The 20,229-nt window shown below is 64.9% G+C and carries 19 protein-coding genes; 10 read left to right on the plus strand and 9 right to left on the minus strand.

Annotation, left to right across the window (positions count from 1 at the left end):
* Nucleotides 1-154: 154 nt before the first annotated feature.
* Nucleotides 155-2,125 carry a hypothetical protein gene (locus ABIA42_RS11725; RefSeq protein WP_370113529.1) on the minus strand — a complete coding sequence of 657 codons (1,971 nt, stop codon included), beginning with the start codon at nt 2,123-2,125 and terminating at the stop codon, nt 155-157.
* A 247-nt stretch (nt 2,126-2,372) separates the two neighbouring features.
* Here ABIA42_RS11725 and ABIA42_RS11730 point away from each other — a divergent pair, with 247 nt between their 5' ends.
* Together ABIA42_RS11730 and ABIA42_RS11735 are read left to right on the plus strand one after the other, a co-directional pair.
* The gene (locus ABIA42_RS11730; protein ID WP_370113527.1) at nt 2,373-4,682 is read left to right on the plus strand and encodes an NADP-dependent malic enzyme; all 2,310 of its coding nucleotides are present in this window, start codon (nt 2,373-2,375) and stop codon (nt 4,680-4,682) included.
* A gap of 421 nt (nt 4,683-5,103) precedes the next feature.
* Nucleotides 5,104-5,556, plus strand: a complete 453-nt coding sequence (locus tag ABIA42_RS11735; protein WP_271530442.1) for a DoxX family protein — start codon at nt 5,104-5,106, stop codon at nt 5,554-5,556.
* Nucleotides 5,557-5,559: 3 nt separating this feature from the next.
* Here the strand turns inward: ABIA42_RS11735 and ABIA42_RS11740 are convergent, their stop codons facing one another.
* From ABIA42_RS11740 to ABIA42_RS11760, 5 genes are all read right to left on the minus strand, one after another.
* Entirely contained in the window at nt 5,560-6,675 is a 1,116-nt protein-coding gene (locus ABIA42_RS11740; protein WP_271530443.1) for a helix-turn-helix domain-containing protein, read from the minus strand.
* A gap of 526 nt (nt 6,676-7,201) precedes the next feature.
* The gene (locus ABIA42_RS11745; protein ID WP_271530444.1) at nt 7,202-7,753 is read right to left on the minus strand and encodes a dihydrofolate reductase; all 552 of its coding nucleotides are present in this window, start codon (nt 7,751-7,753) and stop codon (nt 7,202-7,204) included.
* Between the two features lie 7 nt (nt 7,754-7,760).
* Entirely contained in the window at nt 7,761-8,786 is a 1,026-nt protein-coding gene (locus ABIA42_RS11750) for a polysaccharide deacetylase family protein (protein ID WP_271530445.1), read from the minus strand.
* A 165-nt stretch (nt 8,787-8,951) separates the two neighbouring features.
* Entirely contained in the window at nt 8,952-9,521 is a 570-nt protein-coding gene (locus tag ABIA42_RS11755) for a glutathione peroxidase (protein ID WP_370113524.1), read from the minus strand.
* A gap of 89 nt (nt 9,522-9,610) precedes the next feature.
* On the minus strand, nt 9,611-11,143 hold the full coding sequence (locus tag ABIA42_RS11760; protein WP_370113522.1) for a L,D-transpeptidase family protein: 1,533 nt from the start codon (nt 11,141-11,143) through the stop codon (nt 9,611-9,613).
* Nucleotides 11,144-11,352: 209 nt separating this feature from the next.
* On the opposite strand from ABIA42_RS11760, the gene ABIA42_RS11765 reads away from it, so the two are divergent.
* Nucleotides 11,353-11,901, plus strand: a complete 549-nt coding sequence (locus tag ABIA42_RS11765; protein WP_028180735.1) for a CreA family protein — start codon at nt 11,353-11,355, stop codon at nt 11,899-11,901.
* Between the two features lie 37 nt (nt 11,902-11,938).
* Here ABIA42_RS11765 and ABIA42_RS11770 read toward each other — a convergent pair whose 3' ends face one another.
* Nucleotides 11,939-12,133, minus strand: a complete 195-nt coding sequence (locus tag ABIA42_RS11770; protein WP_333921892.1) for a hypothetical protein — start codon at nt 12,131-12,133, stop codon at nt 11,939-11,941.
* 408 nt (nt 12,134-12,541) lie between these two features.
* Here ABIA42_RS11770 and ABIA42_RS11775 point away from each other — a divergent pair, with 408 nt between their 5' ends.
* Both ABIA42_RS11775 and ABIA42_RS11780 read left to right on the plus strand, forming a co-directional pair.
* Nucleotides 12,542-12,706 carry a hypothetical protein gene (locus tag ABIA42_RS11775; RefSeq protein WP_370113519.1) on the plus strand — a complete coding sequence of 55 codons (165 nt, stop codon included), beginning with the start codon at nt 12,542-12,544 and terminating at the stop codon, nt 12,704-12,706.
* A 32-nt stretch (nt 12,707-12,738) separates the two neighbouring features.
* Nucleotides 12,739-13,101 (plus strand): hypothetical protein, encoded by a 363-nt coding sequence (locus ABIA42_RS11780; protein WP_239623295.1) that lies wholly within the window; start codon nt 12,739-12,741, stop codon nt 13,099-13,101.
* A 12-nt stretch (nt 13,102-13,113) separates the two neighbouring features.
* On the opposite strand, the gene ABIA42_RS11785 is transcribed toward ABIA42_RS11780, so the two are convergent.
* Together ABIA42_RS11785 and ABIA42_RS11790 are read right to left on the minus strand one after the other, a co-directional pair.
* Entirely contained in the window at nt 13,114-13,359 is a 246-nt protein-coding gene (locus tag ABIA42_RS11785; protein ID WP_194387655.1) for a DUF6719 family protein, read from the minus strand.
* 67 nt (nt 13,360-13,426) lie between these two features.
* Nucleotides 13,427-14,896 carry a PLP-dependent aminotransferase family protein gene (locus tag ABIA42_RS11790; protein ID WP_370113517.1) on the minus strand — a complete coding sequence of 490 codons (1,470 nt, stop codon included), beginning with the start codon at nt 14,894-14,896 and terminating at the stop codon, nt 13,427-13,429.
* Nucleotides 14,897-14,971: 75 nt separating this feature from the next.
* Between ABIA42_RS11790 and ABIA42_RS11795 the strand changes: the two genes are divergently transcribed.
* The 5 genes from ABIA42_RS11795 (at nt 14,972) to kynU (ending at nt 20,210) form a co-directional block, all read left to right on the plus strand.
* On the plus strand, nt 14,972-15,697 hold the full coding sequence (locus ABIA42_RS11795) for a pyridoxamine 5'-phosphate oxidase family protein (protein WP_370113515.1): 726 nt from the start codon (nt 14,972-14,974) through the stop codon (nt 15,695-15,697).
* Between the two features lie 55 nt (nt 15,698-15,752).
* The gene (locus ABIA42_RS11800; protein ID WP_370113513.1) at nt 15,753-17,030 is read left to right on the plus strand and encodes an ArgE/DapE family deacylase; all 1,278 of its coding nucleotides are present in this window, start codon (nt 15,753-15,755) and stop codon (nt 17,028-17,030) included.
* 286 nt (nt 17,031-17,316) lie between these two features.
* Nucleotides 17,317-18,126: an alpha/beta hydrolase gene (locus ABIA42_RS11805; protein WP_370113511.1), complete on the plus strand. Its 810-nt coding sequence runs from the start codon at nt 17,317-17,319 to the stop codon at nt 18,124-18,126.
* A 33-nt stretch (nt 18,127-18,159) separates the two neighbouring features.
* Complete coding sequence (gene kynA, locus ABIA42_RS11810; RefSeq protein WP_370113509.1) at nt 18,160-18,999, plus strand: tryptophan 2,3-dioxygenase; 840 nt, start codon at nt 18,160-18,162, stop codon at nt 18,997-18,999.
* Between the two features lie 8 nt (nt 19,000-19,007).
* Nucleotides 19,008-20,210 (plus strand): kynureninase, encoded by a 1,203-nt coding sequence (kynU, locus tag ABIA42_RS11815; protein ID WP_370113507.1) that lies wholly within the window; start codon nt 19,008-19,010, stop codon nt 20,208-20,210.
* Nucleotides 20,211-20,229 lie beyond the last annotated feature (19 nt).

Raw genomic sequence — 20,229 nt, forward strand, 5'->3', positions numbered from 1 at the left:
ACGCCTCTCCTCATGCACGAAGAGGCGCGCTCTCTCCTCCGCGTCATTGCGAGCGCAGCGAAGCAATCCAGAATCTTTCCGCGGAACGAGTCTGGATTGCTTCGTCGTAAGAGCTCCTCGCAATGACGCGGAGCAGAGAGCCGCCTGTCTCTTCCTACAGCCCCGTCGACGCCTCGATCTTGAACTGCGCCAGCGCGATGATCGGTTCGTTGTCGAGGACATCGATCAGCTGAAGCAGCGGCAGCTTGCCGAACGGGGTCAGCTTGATGGTGAGCGTTTGCCCTGAGGTCGCGACGAAGCCGGCGAGCGCATCGACCGCGACCTTGGCATCGAGATTGGAGGCGGCGATCTTCTCGCCCTGCGCCCGGATCGTCGCGACGATGGCGCTACGCGCGGTGTCACGGCTGACATTCTGCATGCGCGCGAACTGAGCCACGACCAGATCGACCACGCCGCGGTCGCGCAAGGACAGCTCGATCGCGCCGGTCTCGACCTGCGTCAACTGATCCATGGCCTCCGACCGGTCCGTCGTGGTGAAGAGGTCGCGCGGCACGTTGGCAAGCGCAAAACTGACCTGCGCTTTGGCGAGGTTGCCGAGATCGAGCGTGGCGGGCGCCAGCGCGAAGGCGCTAGAGGATTCCGTCCAGGCCGCGCCGAGATCGAGGTCGATCGCGAGCTTGTCCACGCCTGCCACGATCAGCGGCTGCAGCGCCGGATTGGCGGGATCGGTCGGTGTGACCATCTTCACGACCAGATTGGCCTTGCTCGGGATCGATCCCACCAGCTGGCCCCAGTTCAGGCTGATCGTGTCGACGGTGATGGGCTGCCGCGCGGTGTTGTGGGGCGCAACCACGCCCTTGACCTCGGCGCCTTCGAACACCCGGAACAGGCCCAGCATCTGGTCGGGCGAGGGCGGCTGCCCGGGATTGTTGAGACCGGAGGCCCAGCGCATGAAGTTCGGCATGCTGAAGGATTTGAGCGCGAAGCGCTCCATCTTGAACTGCCCCTGCGGCGAGGGTGCATCGACGCCCTCGATCGCGAATTCGTCCTGCCGGTAGCGGATCGCGTTGATCTTCCCTGTTCCCTGCGGTGTGCCAATCGAAGTCTTGCCGATCTCGGCCTTGCCGATGCGAATACCCTCGTAGAATCCGGCGACCTTCTCCATCAGCTCGCGCGTCTGCGCCTGCGTAGGCGGGGCCGACTTGTCCTGCGGCAGCATGGCAAACATCTCGAACAAATGGAGCTTCGACGGCTGCACGTCGATGTCTTCCATGGCGAAGCCGTCGACATCCATACGCAGGCCCCGCGCGGACTTGAGCACATAAGGGCCGCTCGAGATTTGCCGGTAGACTCGGCGGTAGCTGTCGTCACCGCTCGTCTGCGGATCGAGTGCGGCGAGGATCGGGGTCGAGTCGAAATCATTGACGATGATGCCGGAAATCTCGCCAGTCAGCTTGTCCGCCTTGCCCGGCTGCGTCACGTTGATCGTGAAGGTGGCGCGGTCCGTCTTCATTGCATCGACCTTGCCGCGGCCGAGGTTTTGCAGCGCGAGGCCGGAATAGACGACTTCACCGCTGCCGACGCTGCTGCCGGCGTCGAAGCTGATGTTGATGGACGGCATCGTCACGGACGTGGCCGTCACGCTCGCGAACTGGTCGAGCACGAACCGGTACATGTCGCTCAACGAGCTCGATGCCGGCACGCTTTGAACGCGGAGGGGACCCGCATAGTCGCGCAGCGTCACCTGCGGGATCTTGTAGGCCACTTTCAGCTTGCCGGGTCCGACTTCGTCCAACCCAATCTCGACGCCCGAGATGTCGATGCCGTCAGCAGCGAAGCGCGTCTCGCCGGTCTGGCGGACGCCGGTGCTCCTGAAGGCGCCGATCTTGACGTGCCCTTGCGACGGGTTGCCGGGATCGACTGCGATGTCCTCGATCGTCAGCGTCCGGGTCGCGAGCTCGAACGTGATCTTGCCGTGGCTGGCCTTGCCGCCGCCCGAGCGCATCTGCTCGAAGGCTGCCTCGACCTCGCTGGTGGCCCGGTGCTGGACGTAGAGATTGAAGCCGAGCCATCCGCCGGCGCCGAGCACGGCTGCCACGATCAGGCCGATCAGGATTCGCTTCATTCCCAGCTCCAGTTGCTCGTTCTACATCGCGCAACCTGCCATATTCGGCAAACGCCACGCGGTCCAGGGAAAGCTATGGTTTTCAGACAGTTGACTGCACGCCCTGTTGATGGGGGCGCAATCGGATGTTGCCACCGGGGCACCCGGCGTGCTTCATCCCGTTTCCATGACCCGGAAATACCGTTTCGCTTGGGCGGCAGCTCCGGATCATGCATTTTGATGCCGGTAACGTGAGGCGAGACTCCGCATGTCGTCCTATTCTGATGATCTCCACCAGGCGGCGCTCGCCTATCATCGTCTGCCGCGCCCCGGAAAGCTCGAGATCCAGGCAAGCAAGCCGCTTGCCAATCAGCGCGACCTCGCGCTTGCCTATTCTCCGGGCGTTGCCGCGGCCTGCACCGAGATCGCCAAGAACCCGGCCGAGGCGGCCACGCTCACCACCCGCGCCAACCTGGTCGCGGTGGTCTCCAACGGCACCGCGGTGCTCGGCCTCGGCAATATCGGCCCGCTGGCCTCCAAGCCGGTGATGGAAGGCAAGGCGGTCCTGTTCAAGAAATTCGCCGGCATCGACGTGTTCGACATCGAGATCGCCGCCGACACCATCGACCGTGTGGTCGAGACGGTGGCGGCGCTCGAGCCGACCTTCGGCGGCATAAATCTGGAAGACATCCGCGGACCGGAATGCTTCGAGATCGAGACGCGCTTGAAGGAGCGCATGAAGATCCCGGTCTTCCATGACGACCAGCACGGCACCGCCATCATCGTCGCCGCGGCGATCACCAACGGACTCAGGCTGAACGGCAAGAAGCTGTCCGACGTCAAGATCGTGGCCTCGGGGGCGGGGGCCGCCGCGCTCGCAACGCTGAACCTGCTCGTCTCGATGGGCGCGCAGCGCAAGAACATCTGGGTCTGCGACATCGACGGTCTCGTGCATGAGGGGCGCAACACCTCGATGGACCGCTGGAAGGCGGTCTATGCGCAGAAGACCGACAAGCGCACGCTCGCCGACGTCATCGGCGGCGCCGACATCTTCATCGGGCTCTCGGCACCCGGCGTGCTCAAGCCCGAGATGGCCAAGGCGATGGGCGACAAGCCCTTGATCATGGCCCTCGCCAATCCCGTGCCGGAGATCATGCCGGAAGAGGCGCGAAAGGCGCGCCCCGACGCCATGATCTGCACCGGCCGCTCGGACTATCCGAACCAGGTCAACAACGTCCTCTGCTTTCCCTTCATCTTCCGCGGCGCGCTCGACGTCGGTGCCACCGCGATCAACGAGGAGATGAAGCACGCCGCCGTCGAGGCCATCGCGCAGCTCGCGCGCGAGGCGCCGTCGGATGCGGTCGCGCAGGGTTTTGACACGGGCGAGACCCAAGGCTTCGGCCCGGGCTCGCTGATCCCAAGTCCGTTCGACCCGCGCCTGATTCTGCGCATCGCGCCGGCTGTCGCCAAGGCGGCGATGGAGTCGGGTGTCGCGACGCGGCCTATCACCAATTTCGACGAGTACACTGCGCTGCTGGAGCGCTTCGCCTTCCGCTCCGGCCTCGTCATGAAGCCGATGTTCGCCAAGGCCAAGACCCAGCCGGTGCGGGTGATCTATGCCGAGGGCGAGGACGAGCGCGTGCTGCGCGCGACGCAAGTCGTGCTGGAGGAGAACCTGGCCCGGCCGATCCTGGTCGGCCGTCCTTCGGTCGTGGAGGCGCGCATCAAGCGCTTCGGGCTCTCGATCCGCGCCGGCAAGGACTTCGATCTGGTCAATCCCGAGGACGATCCGCGCTACCGCTCCTATGTGCAGTCCTATGTCGAGGTTGCCGGCCGCCGCGGCGTCACGCCGGATGCAGCCCGCACGGTGGTGCGCACCAACAACACCGTGATCGCCGCGCTCGCGGTGACGCGTGGCGAGGCGGATGCCATGCTTTGCGGCGTCGAGGGCCGCTACATGAGCCATCTGCGCCACGTCCGCGAGATCATCGGCTTCTCGCCGGGGATCAGCGACTATGCGGCGCTTGCGCTGCTGATCACCAGCAAGGGCGCCTTCTTCATCGCCGACACGCAGGTTCGGCCCAACCCGAGCGCGGAAGAGCTCGCAGAGATCGCATCGCTCGCCGCGGTCCACGTGCAGCGCTTCAACATCAAGCCGAAGATCGCCTTCGTCTCGCACTCGGATTTCGGCAGCTACGACACCGAGTCCTCGCGCAAGATGCGGCGGGCGACCCAGCTGTTGAAGGAGAAGCATCCGGAGATCGAGGCCGACGGCGAGATGCAGGGCGATACCGCACTCTCCGCCGCTGCGCGAAAGATGGTGCTGCCGCACTCCAAGCTGGAGGGCGAGGCCAACATCCTGATCATGCCGACCCTCGACACCGCCAACGTCGCCTATCAGATGATCAAGTCGCTGGCGGACGCGCTGCCCGTCGGCCCGATCCTGGTCGGCCCGGCGCACCCCGCACATATCCTGACGCCGTCGGTGACCGCGCGCGGCATCCTCAACATGACGGCTGTTGCAGTCGTCGAAGCGCAGGAGCGCGCCGCCCGGCAGCAGCCGACGTTGTTCACGTAGTTGCTTCGTACCCCCTCAAGATATTTAGGGAGCGCTCGCTCGGCAAACTCGTCATGCCCGGGCTTGTCCCGGGCATCCACGTTCTTCGTCCCGCGAGGCAAGCCGTGGATGGCCGGGTCAAGCCCGGCCATGACGCCGAGAGCGTTTTGGCCGATCACACTGCTCTCGGTTCGATTCCGCTAAAGCATGATCCGGAAAAGTGCGTAGCAGTTTTCCGAAAAGATCATGCTTAAACAACAACCTAAAGCGCGATGACGAGTCATCCTAATCGCATCGCGCTCTAGGGAGCGCCAACCGAACGGAGCGCCGCTCCCTTTTGAATTCCTCGCAGCTCTCCATTTCCGCGTTTGAAAACCGCAAACGGACTCTTCATAATCCCCTCAAGCGTTCCGTGCTGTAGCGCTTTGCCAAGAGGCCGATCATGCCAGCGTTCGTGACTTTCGGGCGAATCCTGTTCGCCGTTCTGTTCATCTACACGGGCGCGACCAAGCTCTTTGCCATCCAGGCGACCGCGGACTTCATCGCCACCAAGCTCGTAGTGCCTGATATCATCGCGCCTTACGCCACGCAGGTCGAGACGGCGACGGCCATGACCACGCCGCAGCTGCTGGCGATCGCGGTCGGCGGACTCGAGGTCATCGCAGGGCTGATGATCGCGCTGAATCTTGGCGCGCGCTTCTTCGCGCTGCTGCTGATCATCTACGTCGCCGTCGCGACCGTCCTGTTCTACGATTTCTGGAACCAGACCCCGCCGGACAACGCCAAGATGCTGGTCGACGCGCTCAAGAACCTGTCGATCATCGGCGCGCTCTGCATGATCATCGGCTACGGCCGCACCACGCGTCCGGCCGAGGCGGCCTACGGCGACGTGTAGCGATCAATGCGTCCTTGGGGGCGCGATCTCGCGCATCCAGCGGGAAATCGTTGCGCTGCCCGTTGCATCGGTGCCGTGCTGCAGGCCGAGCAATGCGGCCTCGCGCGCTGCGCGGGGCGTAATGCCGTAGGCTGCCTTGAACGAGCGCGTGAAATGCGCGTCGGTGCCGAGCTGCCAGCGCCGCGCGACCTCGCTGATGCGCGGACCACGCGAGCCCGAATTGGCGAGATCGAAGAACGCGCGGTGCAGCCGACGGCTGCGAATGTAGTCCGCGATGCCGCCGACGGGCGCGAACAACCGGTACAGTGAGGCCCGGGACAGGCCGAAATGGGCCGCGATCGAATTGGCCGACAGATCCTCGCTGGCAAGGCCAGCCTCGATATATTGCCGAATCCGCATCAAGGACGGGCTCGCAGCGACGGTATGGTCGGCGTCAGCGTCGCCACGTTCGAGCTCGTTGCGCAGGCACGCGGCCAGCAGCGAGACCGTGCCCTCGACCACCGATTGGCATTCGTCGAGCGTCATGCGGGGAGCAAATTCGACCAGAGCGGTGAGATGTCCCGCCAGCAGTCTTGCGATCACGCTGCTGCCCGGCAGGACCAGGCCGTGCAGGTCGTCGACTCGCAAGAGATGGGTGCCGAACATCGGGCGCGGCACGACCAGCGTGATATTCTCGAAAGCCGTCGCCTTGGTCTCCAGGGTCTGGGCGAGGTCGAACAGGCAGATGTCGCCGGCACGCACACGGATCGGCCGGGTGCCCGCGACGCCGTCATAGCCACCCTTCAGATAGAGCTGGAGAATGATGTGGTCGACGCCGCTGCGCGCAATCGTTTCGGGGGTGCGGCGGAAACGCTGGCCGCTGGCACGGCTCAGCCCGATCAGCACCGGCCCCATGGCGTAGGAGCTGATGTCGGCGCGAAACGGGCCCGGTTCGTCGGCGGCGAGCTCGTCGACGTCGAACAGCGTGGCGACAGATTCTCGCCAGGCGGCGACGTTCGCATCTGCCTCCATCCGATCGGCAGTGAAGCCGAATGCCGGTAGCAGGGACGAAATCGCGGCTGCATCATCAGTCAGTCCGGAGGCGTCTGTCGGACCTGTCGTCGTGCAGTCGTCGTTCATGGTGTCCGTGGTCGCGTCTCGATCATCGTTGAGGCCGGAGCCGGCCAGCCGGGCCAGTCATCGCAAGGATATCCGGAGGCCGCGGAGGGCGTCGGCGGGAGACCCGAGCCCCGGCGTATATGGTGATCATTCCGCAGAGGGAAAGCGGCTCGTTTGTATACCAATGATGCCGTCTCGGGGCAGGCAGCACCCAATTGGCGTCTTCCGCCACGATCCAGGCCGTCCAGTCTTGCGCTTTTGTCTCAGTCTATTGATCCGGTGTTTCTCAGTCGTCAGCTCGTATTGACGCAGCACCACGGACGTCGGCTATAGCGCCATCACCGCCGTCGGGGCCGATTATCGGGTCTCGGCCAATATGCTAGCTGGCTTTGCGCTGGCCGGCGGCGGCGCCAATTTTTGCTTGATGAACCCGCGGGATACACAAAGGTGTCCTGATGCCGGTACTGTGCATGGGGTTGTTCCTCCGATTCTTGCCGGAGCCTCATCCCACCGGTGCGAGCGAAAGCCAGCCGGCCATGCCGGGAGGCTACTCCGGCCGCCACGGCGTCACGGTCACCTCATGTGCCGCGTCGAGCACGTACGGGGCGCCCGGCTTCAATCCGTGCGAAGCCAGCACCTCGTGAGGCGTCCGCGCCGGCACGCCGCCAAAACAGCCTTCGCCGCCAGGCAGCCGCACATGCGGGGCTTCCGATAGCCAGAACGCGTCGTAGCGGTCCATGAACATGTCGAATACGCCCGGACCGCCGATGATGGCGATCATGCCGGAGGCGACGTCCGCGAAGGCGCAGGCCTCATCGAAGCTTGCGTGCTGCGGATTCCACAGCGTCGCGTTCGGCATCTCCGGGTCGACGGTGAGGTCCCTGATCTTGCGGGTCAGGATCAGCCGCTTGCGCTTCGGCGAATTCGGCTGCTGCTCGTGCGAGTGCCGGCCATGCACGATCAGCGCGGCGCGATCGAGCGCCTGCTCGAAGAAGAGCTTGTCGCCTTCGAACTTCAGGCTGTCGGGCATCACGCGATCGGCGTCGGCAAGCATGCCGTCCGCCGAGACGATGACGTAGCCCTCGATACGGAAAGACAACGGCCTTCTATTCGGAAACGGTCGTCACCACGGAATTGACCGGGCGCTGGCTCACCGTCGGCAGCTTGGCGTCCTTGAGCAGCTCCTGGTCGTATTCCGGCAGTGTCGATGCCGGGAACTTGGCGCGCATCGCCACCACCTTGTAGCCGCCGGCCTTCAGCCGCTTGAGCAGCTCGGGCAGGGCTTCCGCGGTGTGCTTCTGGAAGTCGTGCATCAGGATGATGCCCTTGCCCTTGGTCTCGAGCTTCTTCATCACGGTCTCGACGACCTTCTCGGGCTTGGAGGCCTTGAAGTCGAACGAGTCGATGTCGCAGGAGAAGATCCCGACATTGCGGTTGCCGAGATAGGTGACCATCTCCGGCGGATGCTGGAGCGCCGGGAAGCGGAAGAACGGTGAGGGCGAGATGCCGCCGAGCGCCCATCTCACGGCGCTGAAGCCCTTCTCGATCTCGTCCTTGCGCTGCGCTTCTGTGAGCTTCTTGTTGTTGAGATTGGCGTGCGACCAGGTGTGGGCACCGACCGTATGGCCGGCCGCGTAGACCTGCTTCAGGATCTCCGGCTCATAGGTCGCGTGCTTGCCGATGGAGAAGAAGATGCCGGTGGTGCATTCGTCGGCGAGCGCCTTCAGCACCGCGGGCGTGTTGCGCGGCCAGGGGCCGTCGTCGAAGGTCAGCACCACCTCCTTGTCGCGCAGGAAGTCGAGCTCCTTGAAATGCTCGAAACCGAAGCCGGGACCGCCCGTGGTGTCGATCTCGACGGTGCGGGCGACGCCGAGCGCCCCCGGCGTGTTGCAGGCCGCGCGCGCCGGTTGCGGCGGCTGCTTGGGCGGAGGCGGATTGACGAACCCAGCTGGCGCGGCGCCTGTCGCGGGAGCGGCGGCCGGAGTCGTCGCGGGCGCCGACGCGACCGGCGTCGCCGCCGGTGCGGCTTGCGTCGCGGCTGCCGGCTTCGCGGCCGGTGTCTGCGACCATGCTGCGCCGGTCATCGCAACCGACATCGCGCCTGCCAAAATCAGTCCTGCCGCCACACGCATGGTGTTGTCCTCGAGATTGGCCCCGTTGTCCCGCCGCGGCTCTTCGCCTGTGGCAAAAACCGTCCTGCCCCAAACGATCCTAGCCTAGATGGTGCGGCATCGCCATTGCAACGGCTGTTTGACGCGCCCCGACACTTGTGCCCAGTCGGATGGCGCGCACCTGCGTCAGCTGTCGGCCAGCGCCCTGGCAATGGCCGTTTTGATCCGCGTGTCGGCCGGTTCGACCGCGGACGCAAAGACGTCGGCGATATAGCCGTCGCGGCCGATCAGGTATTTGTGGAAGTTCCACTTCGGAACTTCCTTCGGTCGCGCCTCGGCGGCCCATTTGTAGAATGGATGCGCTTTCGCTCCAATCACTACGGCCTTGGCCGTAACCGGGAAGGTAACACCATATTGGTGGTGCGCGGTCTCTGTGATCTCGGTTGCGCCGCCGGGCTCCTGGCCCCCGAAGTCGTTGGAGGGCACGCCGACCACGGTGAGCCCGCGGGGGCGGAATTCGTTCCAGAGCTCTTGCAGGCCGGCATATTGCGGCGTGTAGCCACAGAGCGAGGCAGTGTTCACCACCAGCAGCGGTTTGCCGGTGAACGCGGCGAGGCGGATGTCGTCGCCAGACAATGCGGGGAAGGAGAAGGCGTAGGCCGAGATCCGGCTCACGCCGCCATCGGCGAAAGCGCGTGCTGCCGGCGCGACCGCACCTGCAACCGTTGCGACGAGCATGGTCCTGCGATTCATCATGACGGCGTCCCCCGAAATGATCCGGACCGCATGTTACCCCGCCGGCACGACCGGACTGCTCAACACCGCGTTATCGGGAGCGACGAACCCTAGTACAGGCGGACGATGAAATCGGTGCCTTCGCCGGTCTCGCCCTGGTTGATGCCCTGGTCGGAGACGATGATCGAGCCGCCGGACGTCAGCATCTCGTTGATCTTCGTCATGGTCTCGGCGGGGATCGCGATGCGGTCGAGGGCGTCGGCCGGACTGTCCGGCGTGACCACGGGCCTGGCGGCGACGGGAATCACGGCGGCGCCGCGCTGACGGCGCACGAGGCGGCTGTCGTCCGCGCGCGCCGCGGAACGGACGGAGACGGGCAGCGACACCACCGACCAACGCAGCGAATTGGCATCGGCCTTGTCGACTTCGGCGGTGAAGACATGCGTGCCGAGCGGCCGGTCGCTCGCGGCGATCGTGACGGGCACCTCGAACAGCGGCGCAAAATTCTGCCGCACATAGAGCTTCGAATCCTTGCGACTGATGAAGACGGCAATCTGGCCGGCCCGCCTGGGTGTTTCCGGTTTTGCGGCTGGCGCCGGGTCGGCAACGCGGGTCTCGTCCTTCTTTGCGTCGGGTGAAGCACCCATTGTCGGCGCCGTGGCCGGTGCGTTGGGCGTCTTCGCAGAGTCCACCGCCTCCGTCTTGACAGGCTCGGCTTTGACCGCCTCGGGCTTGTCGTCGTGACCTGGCTTGACTGTACCGGATGCCTCGGCCGTCTTGGCCTTGTCGGCCGGTGCGACGGCTTCCTCGCGCGCGAGCGCGCTGCCCGTGGTCACATCCGACATCACGGCATGGCCGACCGACGCGCGCAGGTCGAGCACGCTGTCGGCACTTGCAGTCTTCGCCTCCAGGGGCTTGGTTTCGGCGGCGCCCTTGTCGCCCTTCTCGCCGACAGTAGTCTGCCGCTCGAGGCTCGCCGTGGGCTGCGGCGGCACACGCACGGAGGCGAGCAGGGGATGGGAGAAGCTGTGCGGCGTCATCTCGCCGGGCGCGACGATGACGCGCGCGCCCATCCTGGTCCAGTTCCACATCTTCACCGCGAACGACATCGGCATGCGGATGCAGCCGTGCGAGGCCGGATAACCCGGCAACACGCCGGCGTGCATGGCGACGCCGGACCAGGTGATCCGCTGCATGTACGGCATCGGTGCACCGCTATAGATGTTGGAGCGGTGGAATTTGTGCTTCTGGATGACGCTGAACACACCCATCGGCGTCGAATGGCCCTTCATGCCGGTCGAGACCGGGGATTCCGCGAACGCGCCTTTGCTGTCGTAGACCGTCACCTTCTGCCGGTCGATCGAGACAACGATGACGAGCGGTCCTTGCGGCTTGGTGCCGGCTTCCTTCTCGGCTGTAACTTCTTTCTTGCCGACTGTGCGGCTCTTCTGCGGCTTCTGGCGCAGCGGCTCGGGACGCTGCCGGGCGTAATAGGAGCCGTCGGAATAATCCGTCCAATAGTAGAACGCTGCGTTTGCCTGGCTGGTCGTGCCGATGCCGATCGCGCCCGCCGCCGTCAAAATGGCGACCTGCCAAAGCTGCGCCGACTTGGCGGAAGAACCCGACCCGTTCACGCTGTTCATCCTCGAATCCATAATCCAAAATCAGACGTTAGTCTCACAAAGGGGATACGCGTTCACCAGCAAGGTGGTTCTGCGATCAGTTACTTTTGTCCAAGCCGTAGCAAAAAAGCCTCACGGAGCGGTAAACGGCGGCCGCGACCGGTTGCCTGTCACCTTCCTGTCGGGCTGTCGCGTTCCTACATTGCGGAGACTTGTTACCGGAGAGCTTCATGTCATCTCGTTTCCCCGGTCTTTCGGGCATCCGCTTGAAAGGCCTCGCTTTATTCCTCCTGGCTCTGACTGCGCCGATGGCGTCCGCATCTGCCGCCGACGAACCCGATCTGATCTTCCGCCGCTCGACCGTGTTCAAATGGATGAGCCCGAACGACAAGCTCGCGACCTATGGTCTCGACGATCCGGAAGTCGAGGGCGTCGCCTGTCATTTCACGGTGCCGGAGAAGGGGGGCTTCAAGGGGTGGCTGGGCCTTGCCGAGGAGGTCTCGGACATCTCGCTCGCCTGCCGCCAGGTCGCCCCGATCAGGTTCAAGCACAAGATGGAGCAGGGCGACGACATGTTCCGGCAGCGGCGCTCGCTGTTCTTCAAGAAGATGCAGATCGTGCGCGGCTGCGACGCCAAACGCAACGTGCTGGTCTACATGGTCTATTCGGACAGGCTGATCGAGGGGTCGCCGAAGAACTCGACCTCGACCGTGCCGATCATGCCGTGGGGACCGGCGGACACAAACGTCCAGAAGTGCGGCGAGTTCTTCACCCAGTGACGCCCTTGCGTTCACTCAGTGACGCGCTTGCGTTGGCTCAAAGACGATTGCCCGGTTTCGCGAGATGCGAACCGGTCAGCCGCACGAACATCTGAGGTACAGCCTCGAAGCCGCGGCTCGATTGCAGCGCCATTTCGCCAGCGTTGCCGCGAACGGGTGGTTCATCTCCGCGATCCCTCGGTGGATCCGCATCGCGCGGCGTTGCGCGATTTCCCGCCATCATGGTGGCCATCCCTCACGTGAATGCGCCCGATGAATCGGGCGTCTCGGTTTCGATGGCTTGGGTCGCGGCCGAACCGCCCCCGGTTCAATAGGACCCGGCCCTCGTTTGCCGCCCTGTTCAGCAGAAAAACGTAAAATGCGTATGAAGCGCTTGAGGCGGGAGCATGACGGCGCCGGTGCAAGGTGCGTTTCCGCGCTGGAGCCGGAACTTACCGGACCACTTTGAGCTGCAGCGAGACCTCTCTGAAATGACTGGCATTTTCCGAAAATTGTTTCGTCGTCACGGGCGGGACGAAACAATTCTCACGAAGACGAAACCATTTTCAGCTTTTCGCGCATCACGCGCGAAACCGCCCATGGTTATCAGCGTCACAACGACGACGGCGCACCGCCGGCCACCGAATTGGGATAAAAGATCATGCGCGTGCTCAGCTTCATCCTTGCTTTCGGTTTCGTGCTCGCCGGCTCCTCGTTCGCGGGGGCGCCTGACGGTAATCTCCCCGGTGTCGGCACCTTCCAGTACAGCGGCTCGCCCGTCACCATCACGCCAGCGCAGCCGATCGTGATCGCCGCGCGCCTCTGACCGCACACAAGACAACAGCCGGCAAGGCCATCATGTTGCTTCGTCTCTGCGCCGCGGCGTTCGTGTCCCTTCTGACGATCGGTTCTGTTCAGGCGCAGGTTCGCACACCCTCCCGGCTGCCCGATCCACGCAGCGAATTCGTGCGCCAGTGCGCGCCGCGCATGCTTGGGCGCTGGGAGCATCCGGAAGCGGTTTGCGGCTGCCTCCACGACCATGCCGCCGCTGCCGTTGAGGACCGCGATCTGCGCGAGGCGCTGCTGCGCGGCATCACCGAGACCGGCGTGCCGACGATCGAGACCGATTGGGTGCCGGTATCCAAGCAGGGTGAGATCGGCCCGACCTTCACCAAGATCGCCAAGCCGACCTTGCAGTGCATGTTCGATCCGGCGAAGTAGCTTCTCAGCTGATCATTTCGATTTCGGCCCGTGTCGCGGCACGCAGGAACTCGTGCGCGAGACACCCTTGTCCGTCATCTTGGCGCCGCGCACCTCCTTGACCTGACCGGCGGGGCAGGTTCCGTCATCCACGAGCACACGCTGCCCGAGCTTCAGATCGACAATGTCCTGCTCGCGTCCGACGCTGCCAGCACGCGCCGTCGAGGCAAGCGCGGTGGCGATCAGGAGCGAACAGCAGGCGGTGCGAAGAAGTGACATGACGGAAGCTCCCGGAATTGAAGCTGCAATGTAGGGGCCGGTCAGCGATTCTGATAGTGAAGCTTGGTTACGCCCGCCGGCCCGATCTGCTCTTGGCGTGCAAGGCTGAGCGCGATTCCCGCGCGAGCCGATCGGCGGACGCTACGAGTTGCGGAATTGCATGCCCCGAAAATCCCAGCACGAAGCCGGGCAGTGGACGCGCGCGCGAATAAGTGTCGGCCAATAGCCAGCCCTCGGCGCCGGCCGCTCGTTTGGCCAGCGCTGCCACCGACAGGTCGACCGAAGGATCGAACCGGGCGACAAGATGCAGTCCGTGGGATGGCACCGGCACGGATAGAGCGCCGTCGGATCTCGCCTCCAGCGTCTCGGCCAGCGCATCACGCGCCTCCCGATAGAGTTTTCGCACGCGCTTCAGGTTCGCGGCGAAGGCGCCGGAATTGAGCATGTCGGCCACCGCGCCTTCCATCAGCGTGCCGGGAAAGCGATCGAGCGCCGCGCGTGCTGCCGCCACGTCCGCGATCAGGCGTTCGGGCAGGGCGCAATAGCCGATGCGCAGGCCCGGAAACAGCGTCTTGGCAAACGTGCCCAGGTAGATCACGCGCTGGAGGCGATCGATGCCGGCGAGCGACATCAGCGGTGCGCCATCATAGCGGAACTCGCTGTCGTAGTCGTCCTCGAGCACGAATGCGCCGGCGTGCCTTGCCCAATCCAGAAGTTCGAGCCGCCGCGGCATCGACATCTGCACGCCAAGCGGAAATTGATGCGACGGTGTGACGTAGGCTGCGCGCGCGGACGGTGCCGCGATGCGGCCGTTGGCAACACGCATCCCGTGCTCGTCGACGGGGACTGGCACCGCGCGATAGCCGCAATGCGCTATGGTTTTTCGCGCGGCGGGATAGCCGGGGTCCTCGCACCACACCTGGTCGTTGGACCTCAGGATCGCGCTCAGCACGATGCGCAGCGCGTGCAGCGTGCCCGAGGTCAGCATGATCTGATCGGGATCGCAGCGCAGGCCGCGCGCCGACAGTAGATGATCCGCAATCGCCGCGCGGAGCTCGCGGCTGCCGCGGGGATCGCCATAATGCAGGTGCTCGGCCCCGAACGCACGCATGCGGCGGCCGACGAAGGCGCGAAAACGCTGCACCGCGCGCTCGTCGATATGGGTGCAGCCGAGCGCGAACGCGCCTTGCCCGGGCGTTTCGACAACCACCTTCGGCTTGTTCCGCTCGGCGACCCGCGCAGGGATTCGTGCGGCGACGAACGTTCCGGAGCCAACGGTTGCGTCGGCAAAGCCGTCGGCGATCAGACGCTCATACGCGGTGACGACGGCGTTGCGCCGGAAGCCGGTCTGCCTGGCCAGCGTCCGCGATGGCGGCAGCAGCTCGCCGGGCTTGACGAGGCCGGAGACGATCGTCTCGCAGAGCGCCTGATAGAGCCGGTGCGCGGCGGAGGCGCCGGCCGTGATGTGCGGCCCCGTGAGGTCGAGGGGCAGCTCGGTCTTGCCGGGCGCGGACGAATTGGTCGGAATTTTTCGCATGGAATTGGAACTATCGCAGACCAAAAGCCCCGCTACAACTGCGCTGGAATTCTTCCAATCCGGGCGGGAGCGGCCGTGAGCCAGATTGAGACCTCAAATTCCTATCCGACGTCGGCGCGCAACCAGGTGAAGCGCCGGCACGACCGAGGCTTCTACGATTACGCCACGGTCCACCGCATCCTGGATGCCTCGATGCTGTGCCACGTCTCCTATGTGGTCGACGGCCAGCCCTATTGCACGCCGACTTTCTTCTGGCGCGAGGGCACCAGGCTCTACTGGCACGGCTCGAGCGCCAGCCGCATGCTGCGCAACCAGAGCAGGGGCGAGCGCGTCTGCCTGACGGTCGCCCATCTCGACAGCCTCGTGCTGGCGCGCTGCGGCTTCAACCATTCCGCCGACTACCGCGCGGTCATGGCCTTCGGCACGGCCTATCTCGTCACCGACCCCGAGGAGAAGGAGCGGGCCGTGATCGCCATGGTCGACCGCTTCTTCCCGGATCGCACCGCCGGCCTGCGGCAGAGCACCGCGCAGGAGATCAAGGCAACCTCCTTCATCGCGATGGAGATCGAGGAAGCCTCGGCCAAGATCCGGGCCAAGGGTGTCGCTGACGACGACGAGGACTATGCGTTGCCGATCTACGCGGAGCGCATTCCGGTCCGCACCGTGCTCGGCGCTCCGGAGCCGTGCCCGCGCCTGCTCGACGGTGTGAGCCGGCCCGCGACGCTGAATGGCTATTCCGAAGGCCGGCTGCTCGAAGATGCATTGCGGGATGCTTATTTTGTGGAGTACCCCAACGGCTGAAATCGGCTAGTTTGCGCACTCCTTGAGAACCATTGAGATGCCTGGAGTTGCCGTGATGAATGCCGAAACGCAGCAGAGGATTCTTGACGCCGTCGACAGCGGCTTCGAAGCTCAGCTTGCTACCACCCGCGATTTCGTTGCGATCCCTTCGACCCGCGGGGCGGAGGGGCCGTGCCAGGACATGATCGGCGATCTCCTGCGGCAACGCGGCTACGAGGTCGACGATTGGCACATCAATGTCGACGATTTGAAGGATCTGCGCGGCTTCGGTCCGATCGAGCACGATTTTTCGAAGGCACGTTCCGTGGTGGGCACTTACCGTCCGGAGACCAATGGCGGTAAGTCGCTGATCCTGCAGGGGCACTGCGACGTTGTGCCGGCCGGCCCGCTGGAATTGTGGGATACGCCGCCATTCTCGCCGGTCATCAAGGACGGCAAGATGTTCGGTCGTGGCGCCTGCGACATGAAGTCGGGCACGATCGGTGCGCTCTATGCGCTGGACGCGATCAAGGCCGCCGGCTTCAGGCCGACGGCGCGGATCCACTTCCAGTCCGTGATCGAGGAGGAGAGCACCGGCGTCGGCGCACTTTCCACGCTGCAGCGCGGCTATCGCGCCGACGCTTGCTTCATTCCGGAGCCGACCGGCGGCAAGATGGTGCGCTCGCAGGTCGGCGTGATCTGGTTTCGCCTGCGCGTGAAGGGGCATCCGACCCACGTTGCCTTCGCAGGTTCGGGCGCGAACGCGATCATGGCGGCGTATCACCTGATCCAGGCACTGCAAAAACTCGAGATCGAATGGAACGAGCGCGCCAAGGCCGATCGTCACTTCAAGACGCTCAACCATCCCATCAACTTCAACCCGGGCATCATCAAGGGCGGCGACTGGGCCTCGAGCGTGCCGGCCTGGTGCGACGTCGACTGCCGGATTGCGGTGTTGCCGGGCTGGTCGATCGCCGATCACCAGAAGGAGATCATGGCTTGCGTTGCTGCTGCAGCGCGAAACCACCGCTTCCTGGCCAACAATCCGCCGGAGATCGAATGGTCGGGCTTCCTGTCGGAAGGCTATGAACTGACCGACGCCGCCGCGCCGGAAGCTGCGTTCGGCAAGGCCTTCAACGCCGTCTATGGCGGCGCGGTCGAGGACCTCGTCTTCACCGCGCTCACCGACACGCGCTTCTACGGTCTCAATCACGGCATTCCGAGCCTGTGTTTCGGGGCCAGCGGAGGCGAGATGCATGGCTTCAACGAGTTCGTCGACCTGGAGTCGCTGAAGAAGACGACCAAGGCGATGGCGCTGTTTATCGCCGAATGGTGCGGAGTGGAGAAGGCCTAGCGCGGTCGAGCGCGGTCGAGCGTCGCTCTCTCAACCGTCGCTGCGAGGCGCAAAGCGACCAAGCAATCCAGGCTGCCACGGCGGCAGGATCCTGGATTGTCTTGCTGCGCTCGCAAATGAGGGAAGCGGCCCATCAGATCCCCATTCAGGCGGAATATCTTGTCCGCTGCCCGAAACTCGGGCGTGCCCGAATCCTTTAAGCTTAAAATAAAGACTAGGAGGGCGACCTTGCCGGTGGCAGACTGACGTTCGGCTCGCTGGCCTTAAGTCCGCCGAGGAAAGCACGATGCGCGATTGGGATGACGCTTATGCCAATTCGGCCCATATCCCGGGCTCGGACAAGATGCCGGCGCTGTGGGCGGAGCGGGCGGCGACCTACCGCGCCGGGCTGAAGGAATTTCGCCCGGACATCGCCTATGGCGCCGGCGAGCGCCAGAAGCTCGACCTGGTCCTGCCCGACGGCGACAGCAAGGGCCTCGTCGTGTTCGTCCATGGCGGCTACTGGATGCGCTTCGACAAATCGACCTGGACCGATCTCGCCGAAGGCGCGCGCCATCATGGCTGGACGGTGGCGCTGCCGAGCTACACGCTGGCGCCGGTCGCGCGCATCTCCGACATCACAGCCGAGATCGCCGCCGCGATCGCCAAGGCGGCCTCGCTCGTCGCAGGTCCGATCCGGCTCGCCGGCCATTCCGCCGGCGGCCATCTCGTTACCCGCATGCTGTGCGACGACAGCCGCCTCGAGTCCGCCGTCTACAACCGCATCGCCGGCACGCTCACGATCAGTGGCCTGCACGATCTGCGTCCGTTGCTGAAGACCAAGATGAACGAGACGCTGCGCATGACGATGGAGGAGGCGACGCTGGAAAGCGCGGCGCTGCATCTGCCGCGCGGGCATTCGCCTGTGACCGCCTGGGTCGGCGGCAGCGAGCGGCCCGAATTCATCCGCCAGTCCGATCTGATGGCCAATGTCTGGACCGGCTTCGACGTGCCGACCCGCCTCGTCGTCGAGCCCGGCCTCAACCATTTTACCGTGATCGACGGGCTGAAGGATCCGTCCTCGCCGATCACCGCCCGCCTGGTCGGCCTCGACTGACGAAGCATGGAAGATCGATCGAAAGGGCCTGCCATGACGTCCAGCGACTACGATCCCACGAGCGAAGGCGCCGAGACCGATTTCGCCCGGCGGATGTCCTACGGCGACTACCTTGCACTGGATGCAATCCTCGGCGCGCAGCACCCGCTGTCGGAAGCGCATGACGAGATGCTGTTCATCATCCAGCATCAGACCACGGAGCTATGGATGCGGCTGGCCATCCACGAGCTCAGCGCCGCACGTCGGGCGATCGCGAAGGACGAGGTGCAGCCCGCCATGAAGATGCTGGCGCGGATGTCGCGCATCTTCGAGCAGCTCAACGGCGCCTGGGACGTGCTGCGTACGATGACGCCCAGCGAATATACCCGCTTCCGCTCGCAACTCGGGCAATCCTCGGGCTTCCAGTCGCGGCAATACCGGCTGATCGAATTTCTGCTCGGCAACCGCAACCACGCCATGCTGAAGCCGCACGCGCACGATGCGGAGACGACGAAGCTGCTCGAAGCCGAACTTGCGACGCCAAGCCTCTATGACGAGGTGTTGCGCCTCGCCGACCGCAACGGGCTCACGATGCCTGCGGCGGTGCTGGCGCGCGATGTCCGCGAGACCCACAGCCTCAACGAAGGCGTGCTGCAGGCCTGGCGTATCGTCTACGAGGCGCCGGAGACGCACTGGATGCTCTACGAACTGGCCGAGAAGCTGGTCGATTTCGAGGACTATTTCCGCCGCTGGCGCTTCAACCACGTGACGACGGTCGAGCGCGTCATCGGATTCAAGCGCGGCACCGGGGGCACTGGCGGCGTCAGCTATCTCAAGCGCATGCTGGAGGTCGAGCTGTTTCCCGAGCTCTGGCGCGTGCGCACGATTCTGTAGGGATGTCCATGACTCGGCTTCGCGTCTATGACGACACCAGGGCGTTGTTCCATTTGCCCGACGGCGTGATCTATCTCGACGGCAACTCGCTGGGTGCGCTGCCGCTGGGCGTTGCCGAGCGCGTCAATCGCGTCATCACGACCGAATGGGGCAACGAGCTGATCCGCGCCTGGAACACCGCCGGCTGGTACGCCCAACCGCGTCATGTCGGCGATCGCATCGCGCGGCTGATCGGCGCGGAAGCGGGCTCCGTGATGGTCGGCGACACGCTGTCGCTCAAGGTCTACCAGGCACTCGCCGCCGCGCTCGACATGAACGCCTCGCGCAAGGTGACCCTGTCGGATACCGGCAATTTCCCGACAGACCTCTACATGGCCGAGGGCCTGATCGAAACGCTCGGGCGCGGCCATCAACTGCGCCTGGTGGCGCCGGAGGAGATTGAGACCACGTTGTCGGAGGAGGTCGCGGTACTCTACGTCACCGAGGTCGACTACCGCACAGGCCGCCGCCACGACATGGCGAAGCTGACCGCGAAAGCGCACGCTCTCGGCATCGTCACGGTCTGGGATCTCGCGCATTCCGCCGGTGCGCTGCCGGTCGATCTCGCCGGGAGCGGCGCCGATTTCGCCGCGGGGTGCACCTACAAATATCTCAATGCCGGTCCCGGCTCGCCGGCTTTCCTCTACGTCGCGCCGCGCCATGCCGACAGCGCTCGGGCCGCGCTGTCGGGGTGGATGGGCCATGCGAAGCCGTTTGCGTTCGAGCTCGCCTATGCCGCCGCCGGCGGCGTCGAACGCATGCGCGTAGGCACGCCGCCGGTGCTGGCCATGGCGGCGCTGGAGGCCTCGCTGGACATCTGGGACCGCGTCGACATCGCTGAAGTCCGCGAGCGCTCGCTGGCGCTCGGTGATCTCCTGATTGCCGAGGTCGAGCGGCGCTGCCCGTCCTTGAATCTAGTGACGCCGCGCGCGCATGAGCGCCGCGGCTCGCAGGTCTCCTTCGCATTCGAGGGCGGCTACGCCGCCATGCAGGCCCTGATCGCGCGCGGCGTCATCGGCGATTTCCGCGCGCCCGACATCATGCGGTTCGGCCTCACGCCGCTGTATATCGGCGAGAGCGAGATAGTGAGGGCGGCCGAGATCATCGAGGATGTGATCGCAGGCGAGGTGTGGCGCCGGCCGGAGTACCAGGTCGTGAACGCCGTGACGTGAGCAGGGAGCACCGGCGCCG

Source organism: Bradyrhizobium sp. USDA 327 (assembly GCF_041262065.1).
Lineage (GTDB): Bacteria > Pseudomonadota > Alphaproteobacteria > Rhizobiales > Xanthobacteraceae > Bradyrhizobium > Bradyrhizobium liaoningense.